The 13498-nt window shown below is 70.0% G+C and carries 20 protein-coding genes and 1 pseudogene; 9 read left to right on the forward strand and 12 right to left on the reverse strand.

The window, feature by feature from the left end; translation table 11 throughout:
• Nucleotides 1–183: 183 nt before the first annotated feature.
• The 4 genes from GPY60_RS25115 to GPY60_RS25130 all read right to left on the reverse strand — a co-directional run bounded on the left by GPY60_RS25115 (nucleotide 184) and on the right by GPY60_RS25130 (nucleotide 1741).
• Nucleotides 184–396: a CsbD family protein gene (locus GPY60_RS25115; protein ID WP_156690404.1), complete on the reverse strand. Its 213-nt coding sequence runs from the start codon at nucleotides 394–396 to the stop codon at nucleotides 184–186.
• 48 nt (nucleotides 397–444) lie between these two features.
• On the reverse strand, nucleotides 445–807 hold the full coding sequence (locus tag GPY60_RS25120) for a hypothetical protein (protein WP_156690405.1): 363 nt from the start codon (nucleotides 805–807) through the stop codon (nucleotides 445–447).
• A 125-nt stretch (nucleotides 808–932) separates the two neighbouring features.
• On the reverse strand, nucleotides 933–1313 hold the full coding sequence (locus GPY60_RS25125; protein WP_156690406.1) for a DUF4189 domain-containing protein: 381 nt from the start codon (nucleotides 1311–1313) through the stop codon (nucleotides 933–935).
• A gap of 119 nt (nucleotides 1314–1432) precedes the next feature.
• Nucleotides 1433–1741 carry a hypothetical protein gene (locus tag GPY60_RS25130; protein ID WP_156690407.1) on the reverse strand — a complete coding sequence of 103 codons (309 nt, stop codon included), beginning with the start codon at nucleotides 1739–1741 and terminating at the stop codon, nucleotides 1433–1435.
• A 186-nt stretch (nucleotides 1742–1927) separates the two neighbouring features.
• On the opposite strand from GPY60_RS25130, the gene GPY60_RS25135 reads away from it, so the two are divergent.
• The 3 genes from GPY60_RS25135 to GPY60_RS25140 all read left to right on the forward strand — a co-directional run bounded on the left by GPY60_RS25135 (nucleotide 1928) and on the right by GPY60_RS25140 (nucleotide 2977).
• Nucleotides 1928–2302 carry a hypothetical protein gene (locus GPY60_RS25135; protein WP_156690408.1) on the forward strand — a complete coding sequence of 125 codons (375 nt, stop codon included), beginning with the start codon at nucleotides 1928–1930 and terminating at the stop codon, nucleotides 2300–2302.
• A gap of 129 nt (nucleotides 2303–2431) precedes the next feature.
• Entirely contained in the window at nucleotides 2432–2605 is a 174-nt protein-coding gene (locus GPY60_RS26775; RefSeq protein ID WP_197283828.1) for a hypothetical protein, read from the forward strand.
• A 93-nt stretch (nucleotides 2606–2698) separates the two neighbouring features.
• Entirely contained in the window at nucleotides 2699–2977 is a 279-nt protein-coding gene (locus GPY60_RS25140; protein WP_156690409.1) for a hypothetical protein, read from the forward strand.
• An 11-nt stretch (nucleotides 2978–2988) separates the two neighbouring features.
• On the opposite strand, the gene GPY60_RS25145 is transcribed toward GPY60_RS25140, so the two are convergent.
• Nucleotides 2989–3237 (reverse strand): hypothetical protein, encoded by a 249-nt coding sequence (locus GPY60_RS25145; protein ID WP_156690410.1) that lies wholly within the window; start codon nucleotides 3235–3237, stop codon nucleotides 2989–2991.
• A gap of 125 nt (nucleotides 3238–3362) precedes the next feature.
• On the reverse strand, nucleotides 3363–4535 hold the full coding sequence (locus GPY60_RS25150) for a glycosyltransferase (RefSeq protein ID WP_156690411.1): 1173 nt from the start codon (nucleotides 4533–4535) through the stop codon (nucleotides 3363–3365).
• Nucleotides 4536–4604: 69 nt separating this feature from the next.
• Here GPY60_RS25150 and GPY60_RS25155 point away from each other — a divergent pair, with 69 nt between their 5' ends.
• A complete protein-coding gene (locus GPY60_RS25155; protein WP_156690412.1) occupies nucleotides 4605–5525 on the forward strand; it encodes a cation diffusion facilitator family transporter in 921 nt (306 codons plus the stop codon).
• Between the two features lies 1 nt (nucleotide 5526).
• Here GPY60_RS25155 and GPY60_RS25160 read toward each other — a convergent pair whose 3' ends face one another.
• The 5 genes from GPY60_RS25160 to GPY60_RS25180 all read right to left on the reverse strand — a co-directional run bounded on the left by GPY60_RS25160 (nucleotide 5527) and on the right by GPY60_RS25180 (nucleotide 9592).
• Complete coding sequence (locus GPY60_RS25160) at nucleotides 5527–6153, reverse strand: hypothetical protein (protein WP_156690413.1); 627 nt, start codon at nucleotides 6151–6153, stop codon at nucleotides 5527–5529.
• Nucleotides 6154–6257: 104 nt separating this feature from the next.
• Nucleotides 6258–6527: a hypothetical protein gene (locus GPY60_RS25165; protein ID WP_156690414.1), complete on the reverse strand. Its 270-nt coding sequence runs from the start codon at nucleotides 6525–6527 to the stop codon at nucleotides 6258–6260.
• 119 nt (nucleotides 6528–6646) lie between these two features.
• Nucleotides 6647–7588 carry a cytochrome c oxidase assembly protein gene (locus GPY60_RS25170; protein ID WP_156690415.1) on the reverse strand — a complete coding sequence of 314 codons (942 nt, stop codon included), beginning with the start codon at nucleotides 7586–7588 and terminating at the stop codon, nucleotides 6647–6649.
• Between the two features lie 16 nt (nucleotides 7589–7604).
• Nucleotides 7605–9122: an alanine/glycine:cation symporter family protein gene (locus tag GPY60_RS25175; protein ID WP_156690416.1), complete on the reverse strand. Its 1518-nt coding sequence runs from the start codon at nucleotides 9120–9122 to the stop codon at nucleotides 7605–7607.
• A gap of 137 nt (nucleotides 9123–9259) precedes the next feature.
• Nucleotides 9260–9592: a DUF732 domain-containing protein gene (locus tag GPY60_RS25180; RefSeq protein ID WP_156690417.1), complete on the reverse strand. Its 333-nt coding sequence runs from the start codon at nucleotides 9590–9592 to the stop codon at nucleotides 9260–9262.
• 101 nt (nucleotides 9593–9693) lie between these two features.
• On the opposite strand from GPY60_RS25180, the gene GPY60_RS25185 reads away from it, so the two are divergent.
• The 3 genes from GPY60_RS25185 to GPY60_RS25195 are packed head-to-tail and all read left to right on the forward strand — an operon-like array spanning nucleotide 9694 to nucleotide 11510.
• Nucleotides 9694–10431, forward strand: a complete 738-nt coding sequence (locus GPY60_RS25185) for a Clp protease N-terminal domain-containing protein (RefSeq protein WP_156690418.1) — start codon at nucleotides 9694–9696, stop codon at nucleotides 10429–10431.
• Nucleotides 10432–10470: 39 nt separating this feature from the next.
• Nucleotides 10471–10998 (forward strand): hypothetical protein, encoded by a 528-nt coding sequence (locus GPY60_RS25190; protein ID WP_156690419.1) that lies wholly within the window; start codon nucleotides 10471–10473, stop codon nucleotides 10996–10998.
• Entirely contained in the window at nucleotides 10986–11510 is a 525-nt protein-coding gene (locus GPY60_RS25195; protein WP_156690420.1) for a GNAT family N-acetyltransferase, read from the forward strand. The genes GPY60_RS25190 and GPY60_RS25195 overlap by 13 nt, the downstream gene beginning before the upstream one ends.
• Here GPY60_RS25195 and zapE read toward each other — a convergent pair.
• Nucleotides 11485–12558, reverse strand: coding sequence for a cell division protein ZapE (gene zapE, locus GPY60_RS25200; RefSeq protein ID WP_156690421.1), 1074 nt, complete (start codon nucleotides 12556–12558; stop codon nucleotides 11485–11487). The two genes, GPY60_RS25195 and zapE, sit on opposite strands and share 26 nt — an antisense overlap.
• Here zapE and GPY60_RS25205 point away from each other — a divergent pair.
• Both GPY60_RS25205 and GPY60_RS26780 read left to right on the forward strand, forming a co-directional pair.
• Complete coding sequence (locus GPY60_RS25205) at nucleotides 12557–13330, forward strand: pyrimidine reductase family protein (RefSeq protein ID WP_156690422.1); 774 nt, start codon at nucleotides 12557–12559, stop codon at nucleotides 13328–13330. The two genes, zapE and GPY60_RS25205, sit on opposite strands and share 2 nt — an antisense overlap.
• A gap of 5 nt (nucleotides 13331–13335) precedes the next feature.
• Nucleotides 13336–13498: pseudogene (locus GPY60_RS26780) on the forward strand (alpha/beta hydrolase); the annotation flags it as partial.

Raw genomic sequence — 13498 nt, forward strand, 5'->3', positions numbered from 1 at the left:
TCGCCGTCGAACTCAACAACCGCCCCCGCAAACGCTTCGACTGGGACAGCCCCGCCCAAATCCTCAACCGACTACTGTCAACCCCACCAGAAACCACTGTTGCAACCAAACCGTGAATCCACCCCGGAATCGGTCGCAGCCGTTTATGTCTGGCGGAAGCAGGGTTGCGTGCGGCGGCGGGGCTTATACCCGCCGGCGCCGGCGACCGACCTGTCGACGTCCGAGAGGCCGGAATGCGTCTTTGACCTTCTCGCCGGCGTCGCGCAGATGAGCCGCGCGCTGATCCGCTCTGCCCTCCGCTTCCAGCCTGCGATCGTTGGTGGCGCGGCCGATGGCCGCCTTGACCCTGCCCCTGACCTGGTCCACCTTGTTTCGGGCCTTATCCGTCGCGCTCACAAGCGTGTCCTCTCGAGGTTCTGATTTGCGCTGGGAGTCGAATACCGGCTAGTCCGAAGACTTGTCGGAGTCGTCGGAGTCGTCGTCGTCGTCGTCAGAGTCGTCATCGGAGTCTTCCGACTTGTCGGAGTCCTCGGAGTCCTTTCGGTCCTTCTCGCCGTCCTTCGACTTCTTCGAATCCTCGGAATCCTTCTTTTTCTTCTTCGAGTCGTCGGAGTCTTTGGAGTCGCCGGACTTCTCCGCGTCGTCGGCCTTGTCCGCGTATTTCGTCAGCAGGCCGGCTAGTTTGCGGGCTTCCTCAGCCGTCAGCGAATCGTCGAACAATCGCTCCTCACGGTCGGAGATGCGGCCAATGTAGACCTCATCGTCCTTGACCCCGACGTCCCACCGGCCACCTTCTTCACGAGCCATCTGCCTCCGCCTTCCGACTGCTCTTACTGAGAATCGGCGCGCCCGTCCGGGCGCGCTAGGCGTTGTTTACCCATTTGCGCGGTCGGTGCCGCACTTAATTGAGCAGGCGCGGGTCGGCTAACTCGCTAACTCGCGGGGTCGCCAAGACAGTGGTCGTGGTCGGCGAGGACGGTTCCGCCGCCCGCCATGGCGGACGCGGCCGCCTCGGCTTCCTCCCGGGTGGGGCCCCAGCCCCCGTAGTACTTCGAGTGGGCGGCGTTCATGGCCAGCGCGAGGCACCCGCCCTGCCCGCTGGCCAGGATCCGGCAGTCACTGACCCGCTTGCGGCACTCCTGCATCACCACCTGCTCGGCGGCGGACCGGCTGGCCGATCCCCCGCCCGAGAACTTGATCTGCCCCGTGGAATCCGAAATCGCCATGGAAATCCAGTCGTTGTCGGCGTGCGCAACGGGAGCAACGGCAATTGACGCGCCGAGCGCGAGCGCTATTCCTGCAAATTTCTTCATAGCCTTTCGACCTTTTCTTCCCCCGAGGCACAGTCGTCGGTTCAGCACCCCGTGCACGAAATCCCCATTATGGGGGCGGCAGCGCCGTAGCGCAGCGCGGGCGAAACGGATCGGCCGTTTTACGGCCTTTCATAGGCGGCGCACTGCACCACGGTGTTGGCGAGCTGGGAATCGAATCCCATCTGGGCGACTCGCTGCGCCTCCGCGTCGGGGGAAACACCGGAATCGAGATCCATCTCGACCTGCCGGGCAAGCTGCAAGCTCAAAGGGTCGTGCTCGTTGATCGGCACCTGCTTGACGCTCGCCACACAACGCCGGTACCCGCTGATGTCGGCACGCGCGGACGGCGCCCCGACGAGCACGAGCGGGCCTATCGAGAGGACGGCAACGGCGATGCTGACCGGTGCGGCGACATTGCTGAGACGCATTTCCGCATACTATCCCCGGGCTTGCCGCCGGCATAGGCCCAAACGCGACCGCACAGCGAAAAGCGTTGCCGCACATGCCTACGCGATGCGAAATGGGTTGCAGCTCAATGGCTTTTCGCTTTGCCGACGACAACCACATTCCCAGTCTGCTTTGTTTTCCGGCCCGAAGGGTGGATTCTGAGCACCATGAACGCCGAGAACCGAACGCGACGGTGGAGCACCGGCCTGCTGGCCGGCGGGTTGGCCTTGACGGCTCTGGGCCTGGCCGGTGGCACCGCCGAGGCGGCCCCGCCCCCGCCACCGAGCGGGCACTGGTGTCCCGGCGAACCATGGAACCCCGGCTGGGGCAAGGTCACGGACTGGGACTGGAACCAGTGCCACGACTGGCCGGGACCGGGCGCACCGTTCGGTCCGGGGGGCTGGGGGCCGTGGGGCCCGCCACCGATATGGGCGCCGCCGCAGCCCCCTCCGCCGCCGTGGGCGCCCGGGGCCAACCTCATGTGGAACCCGGTCGCGAACACCTGGGGCCTGTACAACCACGGTGTGTGGACCCCGATCTAAAAGCGCTGGTCAGGCAGCCGATTGCGAAGGCCTCCGCGCAGGGGTGTGAGCCGCGCCACGGAGGGGTACCTTGTGGGGATCGGGTCCCCTTTTTCTATTGCCGACACGATTGAAGTCGCAGTCGTTCGAATGAAAATTCCGTCACTGAGCCAGCATTTGTACGAGTTTGCGGTGGAATTGCGTCAATTGGCCTATACGATGCCGGGCGGGCACGAGGACCCGCTCGTGCACCTCAGCGAGAGGATGGTTCGCTGCGCCCGGGAGCAGGCCCTCGAGCCGGCGCCCATCCAGGGGGCGCTCTAGCGGGCCCCGCACCGCCAGGTGCGACCCGCCGAACCGCGTCGGTGCTCCGGCTCGAACGAGGATCAGTGGCGGTAGAGCCAGCGGGAGGAAGAGATGGCTCTGCGCAACGTCATCGCCCGCGCGGCAATGCAACGCGGGTGGGAGCACGTCTGGTCGTCGTCGATCATGCAGGAGTACCGCAGGGGCGACACCACCATCAAGGTGCGCTACCTCCACACCGGCGCCATATGGCACGCCGAGTGGTTCCGGGAGGGAGCACGCCGCAACGTGGAGTCGCAGGACTCGAACAAGCGTGAGGTGATCATGGCGTGGTTCGACGAGGGCGGCGCCTCCGACTGGCCGGATGACCGCTTGTGGGGCGGCCGCGGCTGAGCAACGGCCGCTTATCGCTCAGCGGGCGGCGGCTCTGGCGGCGGGAGGCGCGGCGCCTCGGGCGGCGGCGACGGCGGCGGCGCCTGCTGGGAGCAGTCGGGCAGGTAGGTCCACACGCCGCCGGTCCGCGTCCAGGTGATCCCGCACGCCAGCGGCGCGACGGCGGGTTGCTCCGGCGCGGCGATCAACGGCGCGATCACCGCGCCGGACAGCACCGCGACCCCGGCGAGCCACCGGCGCGCGATCGTCTTGACGGCCATCGCCCAAGTCTGGGATCCCGCGCGGGCGGACGCAACTCGGACGATTCGATGGGGTTGCCGCGCAACCGCGCCCACCCTGTGTGCCATCCGCGGGGCCAACACGGTCGGGTCGGGGTGTGCCAACCTCAGGCCTGAATGCCCTGGCGCGCAAACTCTTCCACCAGGTCCGCGGCCCTGGCGGCGCTCTGGTCGGCCGGGGTGGTCAGGGTCGCGACCTCGCGCGCGCGGTCGGCGCATTGGGGCGCGAGTATCGCGGCCAGGTCCGCGACGAGCGAGTCCTCGGTGGTCGCGGTGAACGGGCGCCCCACGCCCACGCCCAGGCGTTCGACGGCCGCGGCCCAGACCGGCTGGTCGAGCCAGAGCCACAGGATGACGGCGGGGATTCCGGCGCGCAGGCCCGCGGCCGTCGTGCCCGCGCCCCCGTGGTGGACGATCGCCCGGCACGACGGCAGAACCGCGGCATGGTTCACCGCGTCCACCACCTTGACGTGGTCGAGACGCGACACGTCACCAAAGTCGTTGGGCCCGCTGCACATCAACGCCCGCACACCCAGCCGCGAACACGCCGCGGCAACCATGGCGACCGTGTCCGCCGGCGACGCGATCGGCGTGCCCCCCATGCCGAAACAGATCGGCGGCGAACCCGCGGCGATCCATGCCGACACCTCGGCGTCGGCGTCCGTCGGCGCCTGCAGCGTCAGCGCGCCGACGAAGGGCCGCCGGGCGGCGGCATCCCCCCAGGTGCCCGCCAACCCCGGCACGCAGACCTCGTCGTAGCCCTGGATCTCGAGCGACGGCGGCCCCTGCCCTTCGGGCAGCCTCAGCCCGCGGCGCTGGGCGTTCGCCACCTCGCGCATCATGCCGGCATGCAGCACTCCCGGCGACAGGAGCTCGGCCGGGAAGAAGTGTAGCGCCGCGAACGGAATGCCTTGCGATTCAGCGATGTTCGCGGCGAGCTGCTGCTCGGTCATGCCCGCCACCAGAAGGTCGGCGTCGGCCGCCAGCGACGCCAGCGTCGCCGTCTTCGCCGACCAGGTCTGCGACAGCTCCTCCAGGACGCCGGGCAACGCGTTGATCGGATTCGCCACGCGTCCAACCACCTTGGCGAAGACATCCATCCTTCCGCGGGTGTCCGGACCGTAGGCGACGCCGGTGAGCCCCACCGCCTCGACGAGGGCCAGCCGGTCGGGCGGGACCGCCACGCGCACGTCGTGACCGCGGCGCATCAGCTCGCGACCGAGGGCGGCGCAGGGCTCGACGTCGCCGCGGCTCCCGTACGCGACCACCACGACTTTCATGGCGACAAACCTAAGCCGCGTGAGCTGCGCGGGTTGAGCCGCACCGCACGATCACGGCATGCTGGGTCGATGCATGTGATCAGCGGAGTCCGCGACCCGGCCGGGAGTTTCCCCCTCGACACCGGGGTCGACGACGCCGGCGAGCGGCGCCAGGCCAACCGTGCCGTCGCCGTCAGCGCCGTGGGGCTGGCCCTCACGGGCCTCATCGAGCTGGCGATCGCGCTGGTGTCCGGGTCGGTCGCGCTCCTGGGCGATGCGCTGCACAACCTGTCGGACGTCTCGACCAGCGTCCTGGTGTTCGTCGGATTCCGGGCTTCCCGCAGGCTCCCCACCGAGCGTTACCCGTACGGCTACGAGCGCGCCGAGGACCTCGCCGGCCTTGGCGTGGCCGTGGTGATCTGGGCCAGTGCCGCGGTCGCCGGCTTCGAAAGCGTCAGCAAGCTGCTGCGCCACGGCACCACCGGCCACGTCGGCTGGGGCATCGCCGCGGCGGCCGTGGGCATCGCCGGCAACCAGCTGGTCGCCCGCTACAAGCTGGTGGTCGGCCGGCGGATCCGCTCGGCCACCATGGTGGCCGACGCCAAGCACTCCTGGCTCGACGCGCTGTCGTCGGGCGGGGCGATGCTCGGCCTGATCGGCGTCGCGCTCGGCTGGAACTGGGCCGACGCGGTGGCCGGCATCGTCGTCACCGGCTTCATCTGCCACGTCGGGTGGGAGGTCACCGCCGACATCGCGCACCGCCTGCTCGACGGCGTCGACCCTGAGATCGTCACGACGGCCGAAACGGTCGCCGCCACCGTCCCCGGTGTCCTGCATGCGCACGCGCGGGCCCGCTGGACCGGCCGCACCCTGCGCGTGGAGGTCGAAGGGTTCTTGGACCCGGGCACGTCGCTGGCCGCCGCCGATCAGATCGGCCGCGACGTCGCCGCCGCGCTGGGGCCGCGAATCCCCGACATGCAGAACTTCTCCTGGACGGCCAGGGCGGCCTGACTCAGGCGGGCATCCCGGCCTTGATCGCGGCGTCCTGCTTGCGCCCGAGGTCGAGGATGAGATCCTGCGGCAGCGGATCGTTCGGCGCGCTCTCGAACTCCAGCACGGCCAGGACCTTTCCCTCGGTGAACATCACGATGCCCTTGGACTTGGTGCCGTCCGGCGAGGGTCCCACTGCCATCTGGCCGCCGGTGCCCACCTCGACCGGCGCAGGCGGCGCCTTCACGCTCAGCTCCTGAATGCCCTTGACGTTGGCGTCGAGCGCCTGCGCCGCCGCGCCGGCGTCGGGATAGACGTAGATCGTGTCGTCGATCTTGCGTGACCCACTCTGGTTCATGAAGACGCCCTCGGTTCCCGCCGGGTTGGGCACCGGGACCGTCTGTAACAGCGTGAAGGTGTCCCCCGGCACGACGATGTCGGTCGCCTTGATCAGGAGGTTGCTGTAGTCCGACGGCTGGGCGGCCGCGCTGCTCGACGCCGGCGGGGCCGACGAGGTGGACGTCGACGTGGCCGAGGACGACGACGATGACGTCGCGGACGACGACGGGCTCGACGACTTCCCGCCCCCGCATCCAGCGAGCGCCGCACCGGCGACCAGTGCTCCGACTACCAGGACAGATGCCTTCATAACCATCGGCTCCTTCGCCGCGGGATGACTAGCTGGGTCCCGGAAAAGATAACCGACCGTTCAACATTCGTCTAATTGGGATTCCCCCCGGCGCGCGGAGGAGGTTATCGCCAGCCGTCCGGCAGGTCGCCCGCATGGCCGGGGCAGTAGTCGTTCGTGGCCGCCAGCAGCGTGTGGGCGGCGTCCACCGGTGGCATCTCCGTGGAAAGCACCGCCATGGCGTATTGGGCGGGCGTCGACCCGTAGCCCAGATGGATCGCGGACGCGTGATCGTCCATCAGCGCGCACGCTTCGCGCTCGTGGTTGTTGTCGGCCCGGGCTACGCCGGAGCCGATGCCGGAGCACCACAACGCGGCCGAACCCAGTGCCGCCATGGTCATCAGAGTGGAACGGGCGCAACGCAACTGGCGCATGTGCAATTTCGAGGCGTACATATGCGACCCTACCCCGATTCGCCGCAATCCAAACCTGGGCCGGCTCGGCGCCCGAAATGTCAGCCGCGGCCGAACCGTTCACGCAGCTGGGGGTCGTTCTCCCACCACAGTCCCGAGGGCGCGACGTCCCCGCTCTCGTCCTCCCGCGCCGCGTCCAGTTGCGCGTCGACCTCGACGGCGTGCGCCTTGTCGTCGCGCGAGAGCGCGCGCATCAGCAGCAGCACGAGCGGCCACCCGACCAGGTCCCCGAGGATCCACAACACGCCGGCGCCGATCGTCTGATCGAGGCGCGGGTCGGGTCCCCACGACCGGTGCAGTTCCGCGTAGTACGACGAGCCGATCAGCGCGCCCTGCCACAGCACCAGCCCCAGCACACCGTCGCCGAGCGCCTCGGCGACGGTGATCAGCAGCGAGATGGTCTGCGGGTAGCGGCGGGGAACCGGGTCCGCCTGCAGCCGGGCGTAGAAGTATCCGAAACCCGCCAGCACCAACAGGATTCGGGTGGGGGCGCCCACCCACTCGTTCCGGAGGGACGCGGTGTACCAGGGCGTCAGGTAGAGCAGCCAGGGCACACCGAGCATGACCAGTGACGTCGTCAGCGGATGGGCGAGCACCCTGGCGAACCGGGTGTCCAATAGGCGGTCGACGCGTCGGCGGCCGGCCGCGCCGAGACCCAGGCGCAGCACCGTGACCGGCTTCCCCAGCGCGACGAAGAACGACACCACGTAGAGCAGCAGCAGCACCTGCAGCGCACGCACCCAGAACAGGACGTAGGCATACGCGCCGACGGCGCTCATCGTCGCCACGATCCACAGCCCGACGCCGACGCCGAAACACACCGCCGAACCGGGACCGACCGCCCGCCCGGATTCGCGCCTCGCGGCCCGGTAGCACCACCCGTAGGCCCCGGCCGCGACGACGATCACCACCGCGGCCGTCGGGTCGAAGTGCCAGGTGTGCGCCAGTGCACCCCACGTCAGCGGCCCCGTGTCGACGCGCATGCCGACAAGGGTATGACTACGCGGCCGGAGCCCGGGACAGCCTCATCGACCGCAGCCTGCCCCCGCCCATCCGCAGCGAGTCGGGCAGCTCTCCGAGTTGCCGGCCCTCCGGGACTTCCCAGACGTCGCCGACCAGCTCGCCGGGCAGGCCGGCCTCGCTGGCGACGAACACGGGTCGCTCGCCGCGGGCGGCCTGGCGGTGGAAGTCGCGCAGCGCCGCGAACGCCCACTTGCCGAGCAGGCAGATCGCCACCAGGTTGGCGATGGCCATCAGTGCCATGGTGAGGTCGGCGAGCGCCCACACCAGCGAGAGCTCGGACATCGCGCCCATCATGATCGCGAGCAGGGTCACCACCTTCAGCACGTTGATCGCGAAGCGGCGGCCGCCCAGGAAGAACAGATTTGCCTCGGCCACAACGTAATTGCTGAGCACCGAGGAGAACGCGAAGACGAAGACCACCGCGGTCATCAGCACGGTGGTCCACGAACCCAGGCCCGCGGCGATCGCCGACTCGGTCAGGCTGGCACCGGCGATCGATCCCGTGTGCGCCGGATCGTAAACGTCGGCACCGGACATCAGCACGATGAACGCCGTCGCGGTGCAGATCACCATGGTGTCGACGAACACGGCGAGCGACTGGATCAGGCCCTGCTCCACCGGATGTGCCACCGTCGCCGCACCGGCGATGTTGGGCGAGCTGCCCATCCCCGCCTCGCACGCGAACAGCCCGCGCTTCACCCCCGTCAGCATCGCCGTCGCGATGCCGCCGGCGAACCCGCCCGCCATCTGCCGGATTCCGAACGCCCCGCCGACGATCTCCCGGATCACCGCCGGCAGCTCCGTGACGTTGGCGGCGACGATCACCAGCGCCAGCAAGGCGTAGGCCACCGCCACTCCCGGGACGACCCATTCGGCGAACCTGGCGACGCGGCGCACCCCGCCGAACAGCACCGGGGCGGCCAGCGCGGTCAAACCGATTGCCGTCCAACCGATGCCGATGCCGTGCGACGACTTCAGGACGCCGCTGACGGCGTTGGTCTCGACCATGTTGAAGGCGGTCGAGAAGGTGACCACCAGAAGCAGGGCGAAGCAGACGCCGCCGGTGCGCGAGCGCAGCCCGCGCTGGATGTAGAACGCGGGACCGCCCCGGAACGACCCGTCGCCCGAGCGGACCTTGAAGATCTGGGCGAGCGTGGCCTCGACCACCGCGGTGGCCATTCCGACGGCGGCCACCACCCACATCCAGAAGATCGCGCCGGGACCGCCGACGGTGAGCGCGATCGCGACGCCCGCGATGTTCCCGGTGCCCACCCGCGAGGCCAGGCCGACGCTGAAGGCCTGGAAGGACGAGATCCCGCCGTCCTCGCGGTGCGACCTGCGGACCTGGCGCACCATGCGCGCGAAGTACCGGACCTGGATGAACCGGGTGCGCACCGTGAAGTAGAGGCCGGCGCCGAGCAGGAGGTAGACGAGGACGTGCGTGTTGAGGACGTTGCTCAGCGGCTCGACCACCCGAGCCAGAAGAAACCCCAAGTCCGCATCCTCAACACGTCGGCTAGCCGTTCATCGCCGAAGCGTAAGGACGAAATGTTTACGCAAGGTTTCGTTCACCCGCGCGCCGGTAGCGCGGGTGTTAAAGCCGGATGACGATCATCCCGAGCCGCCGGCGGCTATCCGCCGTTCTGGCCGGTGCCGGTCGTGACGACCGAAATCGCCTGCGGGCAGTACACGTTGGCCGCGATCGCGGCGAACCGGGCGGCGTTGTCGCCGTGCAGCCCGGCGTTGCGCTCCTGGATCGTTTTGACGACGTCGACCATCGGCGTGCCCTGACCGACGGCCTGACACACCCACTTGCCGGCCCCGATGACGCGGCCCGGGTCGGGAAAGGTGATGCCGGCGGCGCGCAGCGAGGCGAGGAACGCGTCGTCGCTGCCGTCGGCGTGGACCGGCGCGGCCAGCCCCACCGCCGCGGCGACGGCGACCGGCAGCAGGAGGGGTTTCATAAATCTGGGATGGTCGCAGAGTCTCGGCCGTCCCGCATCCCATTCACCGGAATCGTCAACCGAAGGTTGACACCTCCGGAGCGTCAACCTACGGTTGACCCATGGCCGACCCGACGCCCATCGCCTATCCCGTCCGACTCGACGAGCTCATCAACGCCATCAAGCGCGTCCACAGCGACGTGCTCGACCAGCTGGCCGACGCGGTGCTCGCCGCCGAGCACCTGGGCGAGGTCGCCGACCACCTGATCGGGCACTTCGTCGACCAGGCCCGCCGCTCCGGCGCCTCGTGGACCGACATCGGCAAGAGCATGGGCGTCACCAAGCAGGCCGCCCAGAAGCGCTTCGTGCCCCGCGCCGAGGCCACCACCCTGGACCCCGAGCAGGGGTTCGGGCGCTTCACCCCCCGCGCCCGCGGCGCCGTCGTCGCGGCACAGAACGCCGCCCACGAGGCGGGCAACAACGAGATCACGCCCGACCATCTGCTGCTGGGCGTACTCAGCGATCCGGCCGCACTGGCGACGGTGTTGCTGCGGCGGCAGAAGGTCGACACCGAGGCGCTGCGGGCCGCCGTGTCGCTGCCCCCCGCCACCGGCGAACCGCCCGAGCTCATCCCGTTCAGCGGCCCGGCGCGCAAGGTGCTCGAGCTGACCTTCCGGGTGGCACTTCGCCTGGGCCACAACTACATCGGCACCGAGCACATGCTGCTGGCGCTGCTCGAACTCGAAGACGGCCAGGGGCCGCTGCACCGCAGTGGCGTCGACAAGGACCGCACCGAGGCCGACCTCGCCGCCGCGCTGCAATCCCTGAGCGGCAAGACGAACCCCTCCCCTTCGCCATGACCGGTGTGCGATCATGCGAAGGTCGTTAGGGAGGCGAAGATGCACCGCTGGCTGATCGTCCTGTCCACCGCCCTCGTCGCGGCCGCGAGCGTGACCGCGGTGGGCTTGACCCCGCAAGCCCCGCGGGCTCACGCCGGCGACGCGCCGATCGGCCACATCGGCGACACGCTGCGGGTGGACACCGGCACCTACGTCGCGGACATCACCGTCGGCGGCGTGGCGCCCTGCGACCCGCCGCCGGGCTTCGGCTACACGCGCGAGGGCACCTTCCGCGGCTTCCCGGGGAGCAGCGTCGAGCGCGCGGACGTGGTGGTGCGCGCCATCCGGGTGCCGAACCCGTTCGTCATGGCCACCGACTTCAGCTTCACCGGGGTCACGCCGTACGCCGACGCCTACAAGCCCAAGCCCAACGATGCGCCCGACTCGCTCGACAACGTCCTGGTCAACGTCCCCAACGGGGCGATCGTGCGCGGCGAGGTCTACTGGGACGCCTACCGCGACCCCGTCTCCACAGTCGTCCTGCTGGACAGGAAGACGGGATATCACCTCGCCCAATGGAATCTGTGATCCGCGCGGAATCTCTGACGGTTAGCTTCGCGACGCCGGATTCCGTCGACACCACCGAGCTCGCCGCCCTTGCGGCCCAGACCTTTCCGTTGGCGTGCCCGCCGGCGACGACCACCGCGGACATCGCTGCGTTCGTCGCCGCGAACCTGTCGGCAGAGCGCTTCGCCGAGTACCTGGCCGATCCGGCGCGGGCGATCCTGACCGCGCGGCACGGTGGTCGAATCATCGGCTACGCCATGGTGATTCGCGAGGACGACCGCGCCGAGGTGTCGAAGATGTACGTCCTGCCCGACCACCACAGAACGGGCGCGTCCGCGGCGCTGATGGAACTCGCGCTCGACACCGCCGCGCGGTGGGGTGTGGCGAGCGTGTGGCTGGGCGTGAACCAGGGAAACGAACGCGCGCAACGCTTTTACGCCAAGCACGGGTTCGCCGTCAGCGGCACGAGGACCTTCCGGGTCGGCGACCGCCTGGAGAACGACTACCTCATGACGCGTGAGCTTCGGCGGTGAGCGCCAGCAGCCGGGAAACGGCCCGCAGGTACTTCTTGCGGTAGCCGCCGGCCAGCATCTCCTGGCTGAACACCGTGTCCAGCCTCGCCCCCGACGCCGTCACCGGGATGCCGGCGTCGTAGAGCCGATCGGTGAGCGACACCAGTCGCAGCGCCACATTCTGGTCGTCGAGGCCGTGGACGCCGGTGAGGAACACCGCGGTGACACCCTCGATCAGGGTCAGGTAGCGCGTCGGGTGCATCGTCGCCAGGTGCGCGCACAGCGCGTCGAAGTCGTCCAAAGTCGCGCCCGGCACCCGCGCGGCGCGCGCGGTCACCTCCTCGTCGGACAGGGGCTGCGGCGCCGGCGGAAGTCCGCGGTGCCGGTAGTCGGGCCCCTCGATGCGCACCGTGGTGAAAATCTCTGCCAGCGTGTGGATCTCGCGGAGGAAGTCCTGGGCGGCGAAGCGGCCCTCGCCGAGCTGCTCGGGCAGTGTGTTGGACGTCGCGGCCACCGAGACGCCGCGCTCGACCAGCGACGAGAGCAGGCGCGCGACGAGCGTCGTGTTGCCCGGGTCGTCGAGCTCGAACTCGTCGATGCACACAGCGGTGTAGCCGGCGAGCAGGTCGATGCACTCGGCGAAGCCGAACACCCCGGCGAGCTGGGTCAGCTCCCCAAAGGTGGCGAACGCCTTGGGGTTTGGGGGCTGGGGGCCTTCCCCAGGCAGCCGGTAGTACGACGACGCGAGCAGGTGGGTCTTGCCCACGCCGAACCCGCCGTCCAGGTACAGGCCCACGCCCGGCAGCACCGCCCGCCGCCCCAGCAGCGTGCGGCGGCCCGCCCGTCGCTGGACGGCGACACGGCAGAAGTCCTCGCACGCGGCGACGGCGGCGGCGGCGGTCGGCTCCGCCGGATCGGGCCGGTAGGTCGCGAAGCTGACGTCGGCGAACGTGGGCGGCGGGCGCAGTTGCGCGATCAGCCGCTCCGGCGTCACCGTGGGGTGCCGGTCCACCAGGCGCGCCACCCCCTGCATGCACGAACTGTAACCGCGTGCTGCAATCGGACCCATGGCCAACTCCGGCGCCGCCGAGGGCTCGCCGATGGCGCTGCTCGGACAGGTGCGCGAACTCGACGACGGCGCGCTGTCCGACCTCTACCGCTACCCCGACCGGGACGGGATCGCGCTGCGGGCCAACTTCATCGCCAGCGTCGACGGCGGCGCCACCGCGGACGGCACGAGCGGCGGCATGGGCGGGCCGGGCGACCGGTTCATCTTCAACCTGCTGCGCGAACTCGCCGACGTCATCGTGGTCGGCGCCGGGACCGTGCGCATCGAGGGCTACTCCGGCGCCCAGGTCGGCGCGGCCCAGCGCCAGCGCCGCCAGACGCGCGGACAAAGCGAGGTGCCGCAGCTGGCGATCGTGACCCGCTCGGGCCGCCTCGACCGCGACATGGCGGTGTTCACCCGCACCGAGGTCGCGCCGCTGGTGCTCGCGTGCGCGGCGGCCGCCGAGGAGACGCGCCGCCTGCTCAGCGGACTGTGCGAGGTCCTCGATTGCTCGGCCGACGACCCGGGCCAGGTCGACGAGGCAGCCATCCTGTCGGCCCTCGGCGCGCGCGGGATGCGCCGCGTCCTGACGGAGGGCGGCCCGACGCTGCTCGGCTCGTTCGTCCGGCGCGGCCTGCTCGACGAACTGTGCCTGACGATCGCGCCATTCGTTCTCGGCGGCCCGGCCCGCCGCATCGCGTCGGGCCCCGACCAGCTCCTCACCCGGATGCGCTGCGCCCACGTCCTGACCGACGACGCCGGCTACCTCTACGCCCGATACGTCAAGGTCTAGCTACTGTGGTCGGCATGAGTCGGCAGATCGCGCGCGCCGCCATCCTCGTGGCGGTGACGGCCATGCTGGCCGGCTGCGTCCCCGGCCTGGCCGCGGACCCCCGCTTCGCCACCAACTCCGGCGCCCGCCCGCAGGGCGTCCCGCCGCCCAAGCCGCCGCCCAGCGGAC

It is taken from the genome of Mycobacterium sp. Marseille-P9652, assembly GCF_902652685.1.
GTDB lineage: Bacteria > Actinomycetota > Actinomycetes > Mycobacteriales > Mycobacteriaceae > Mycobacterium.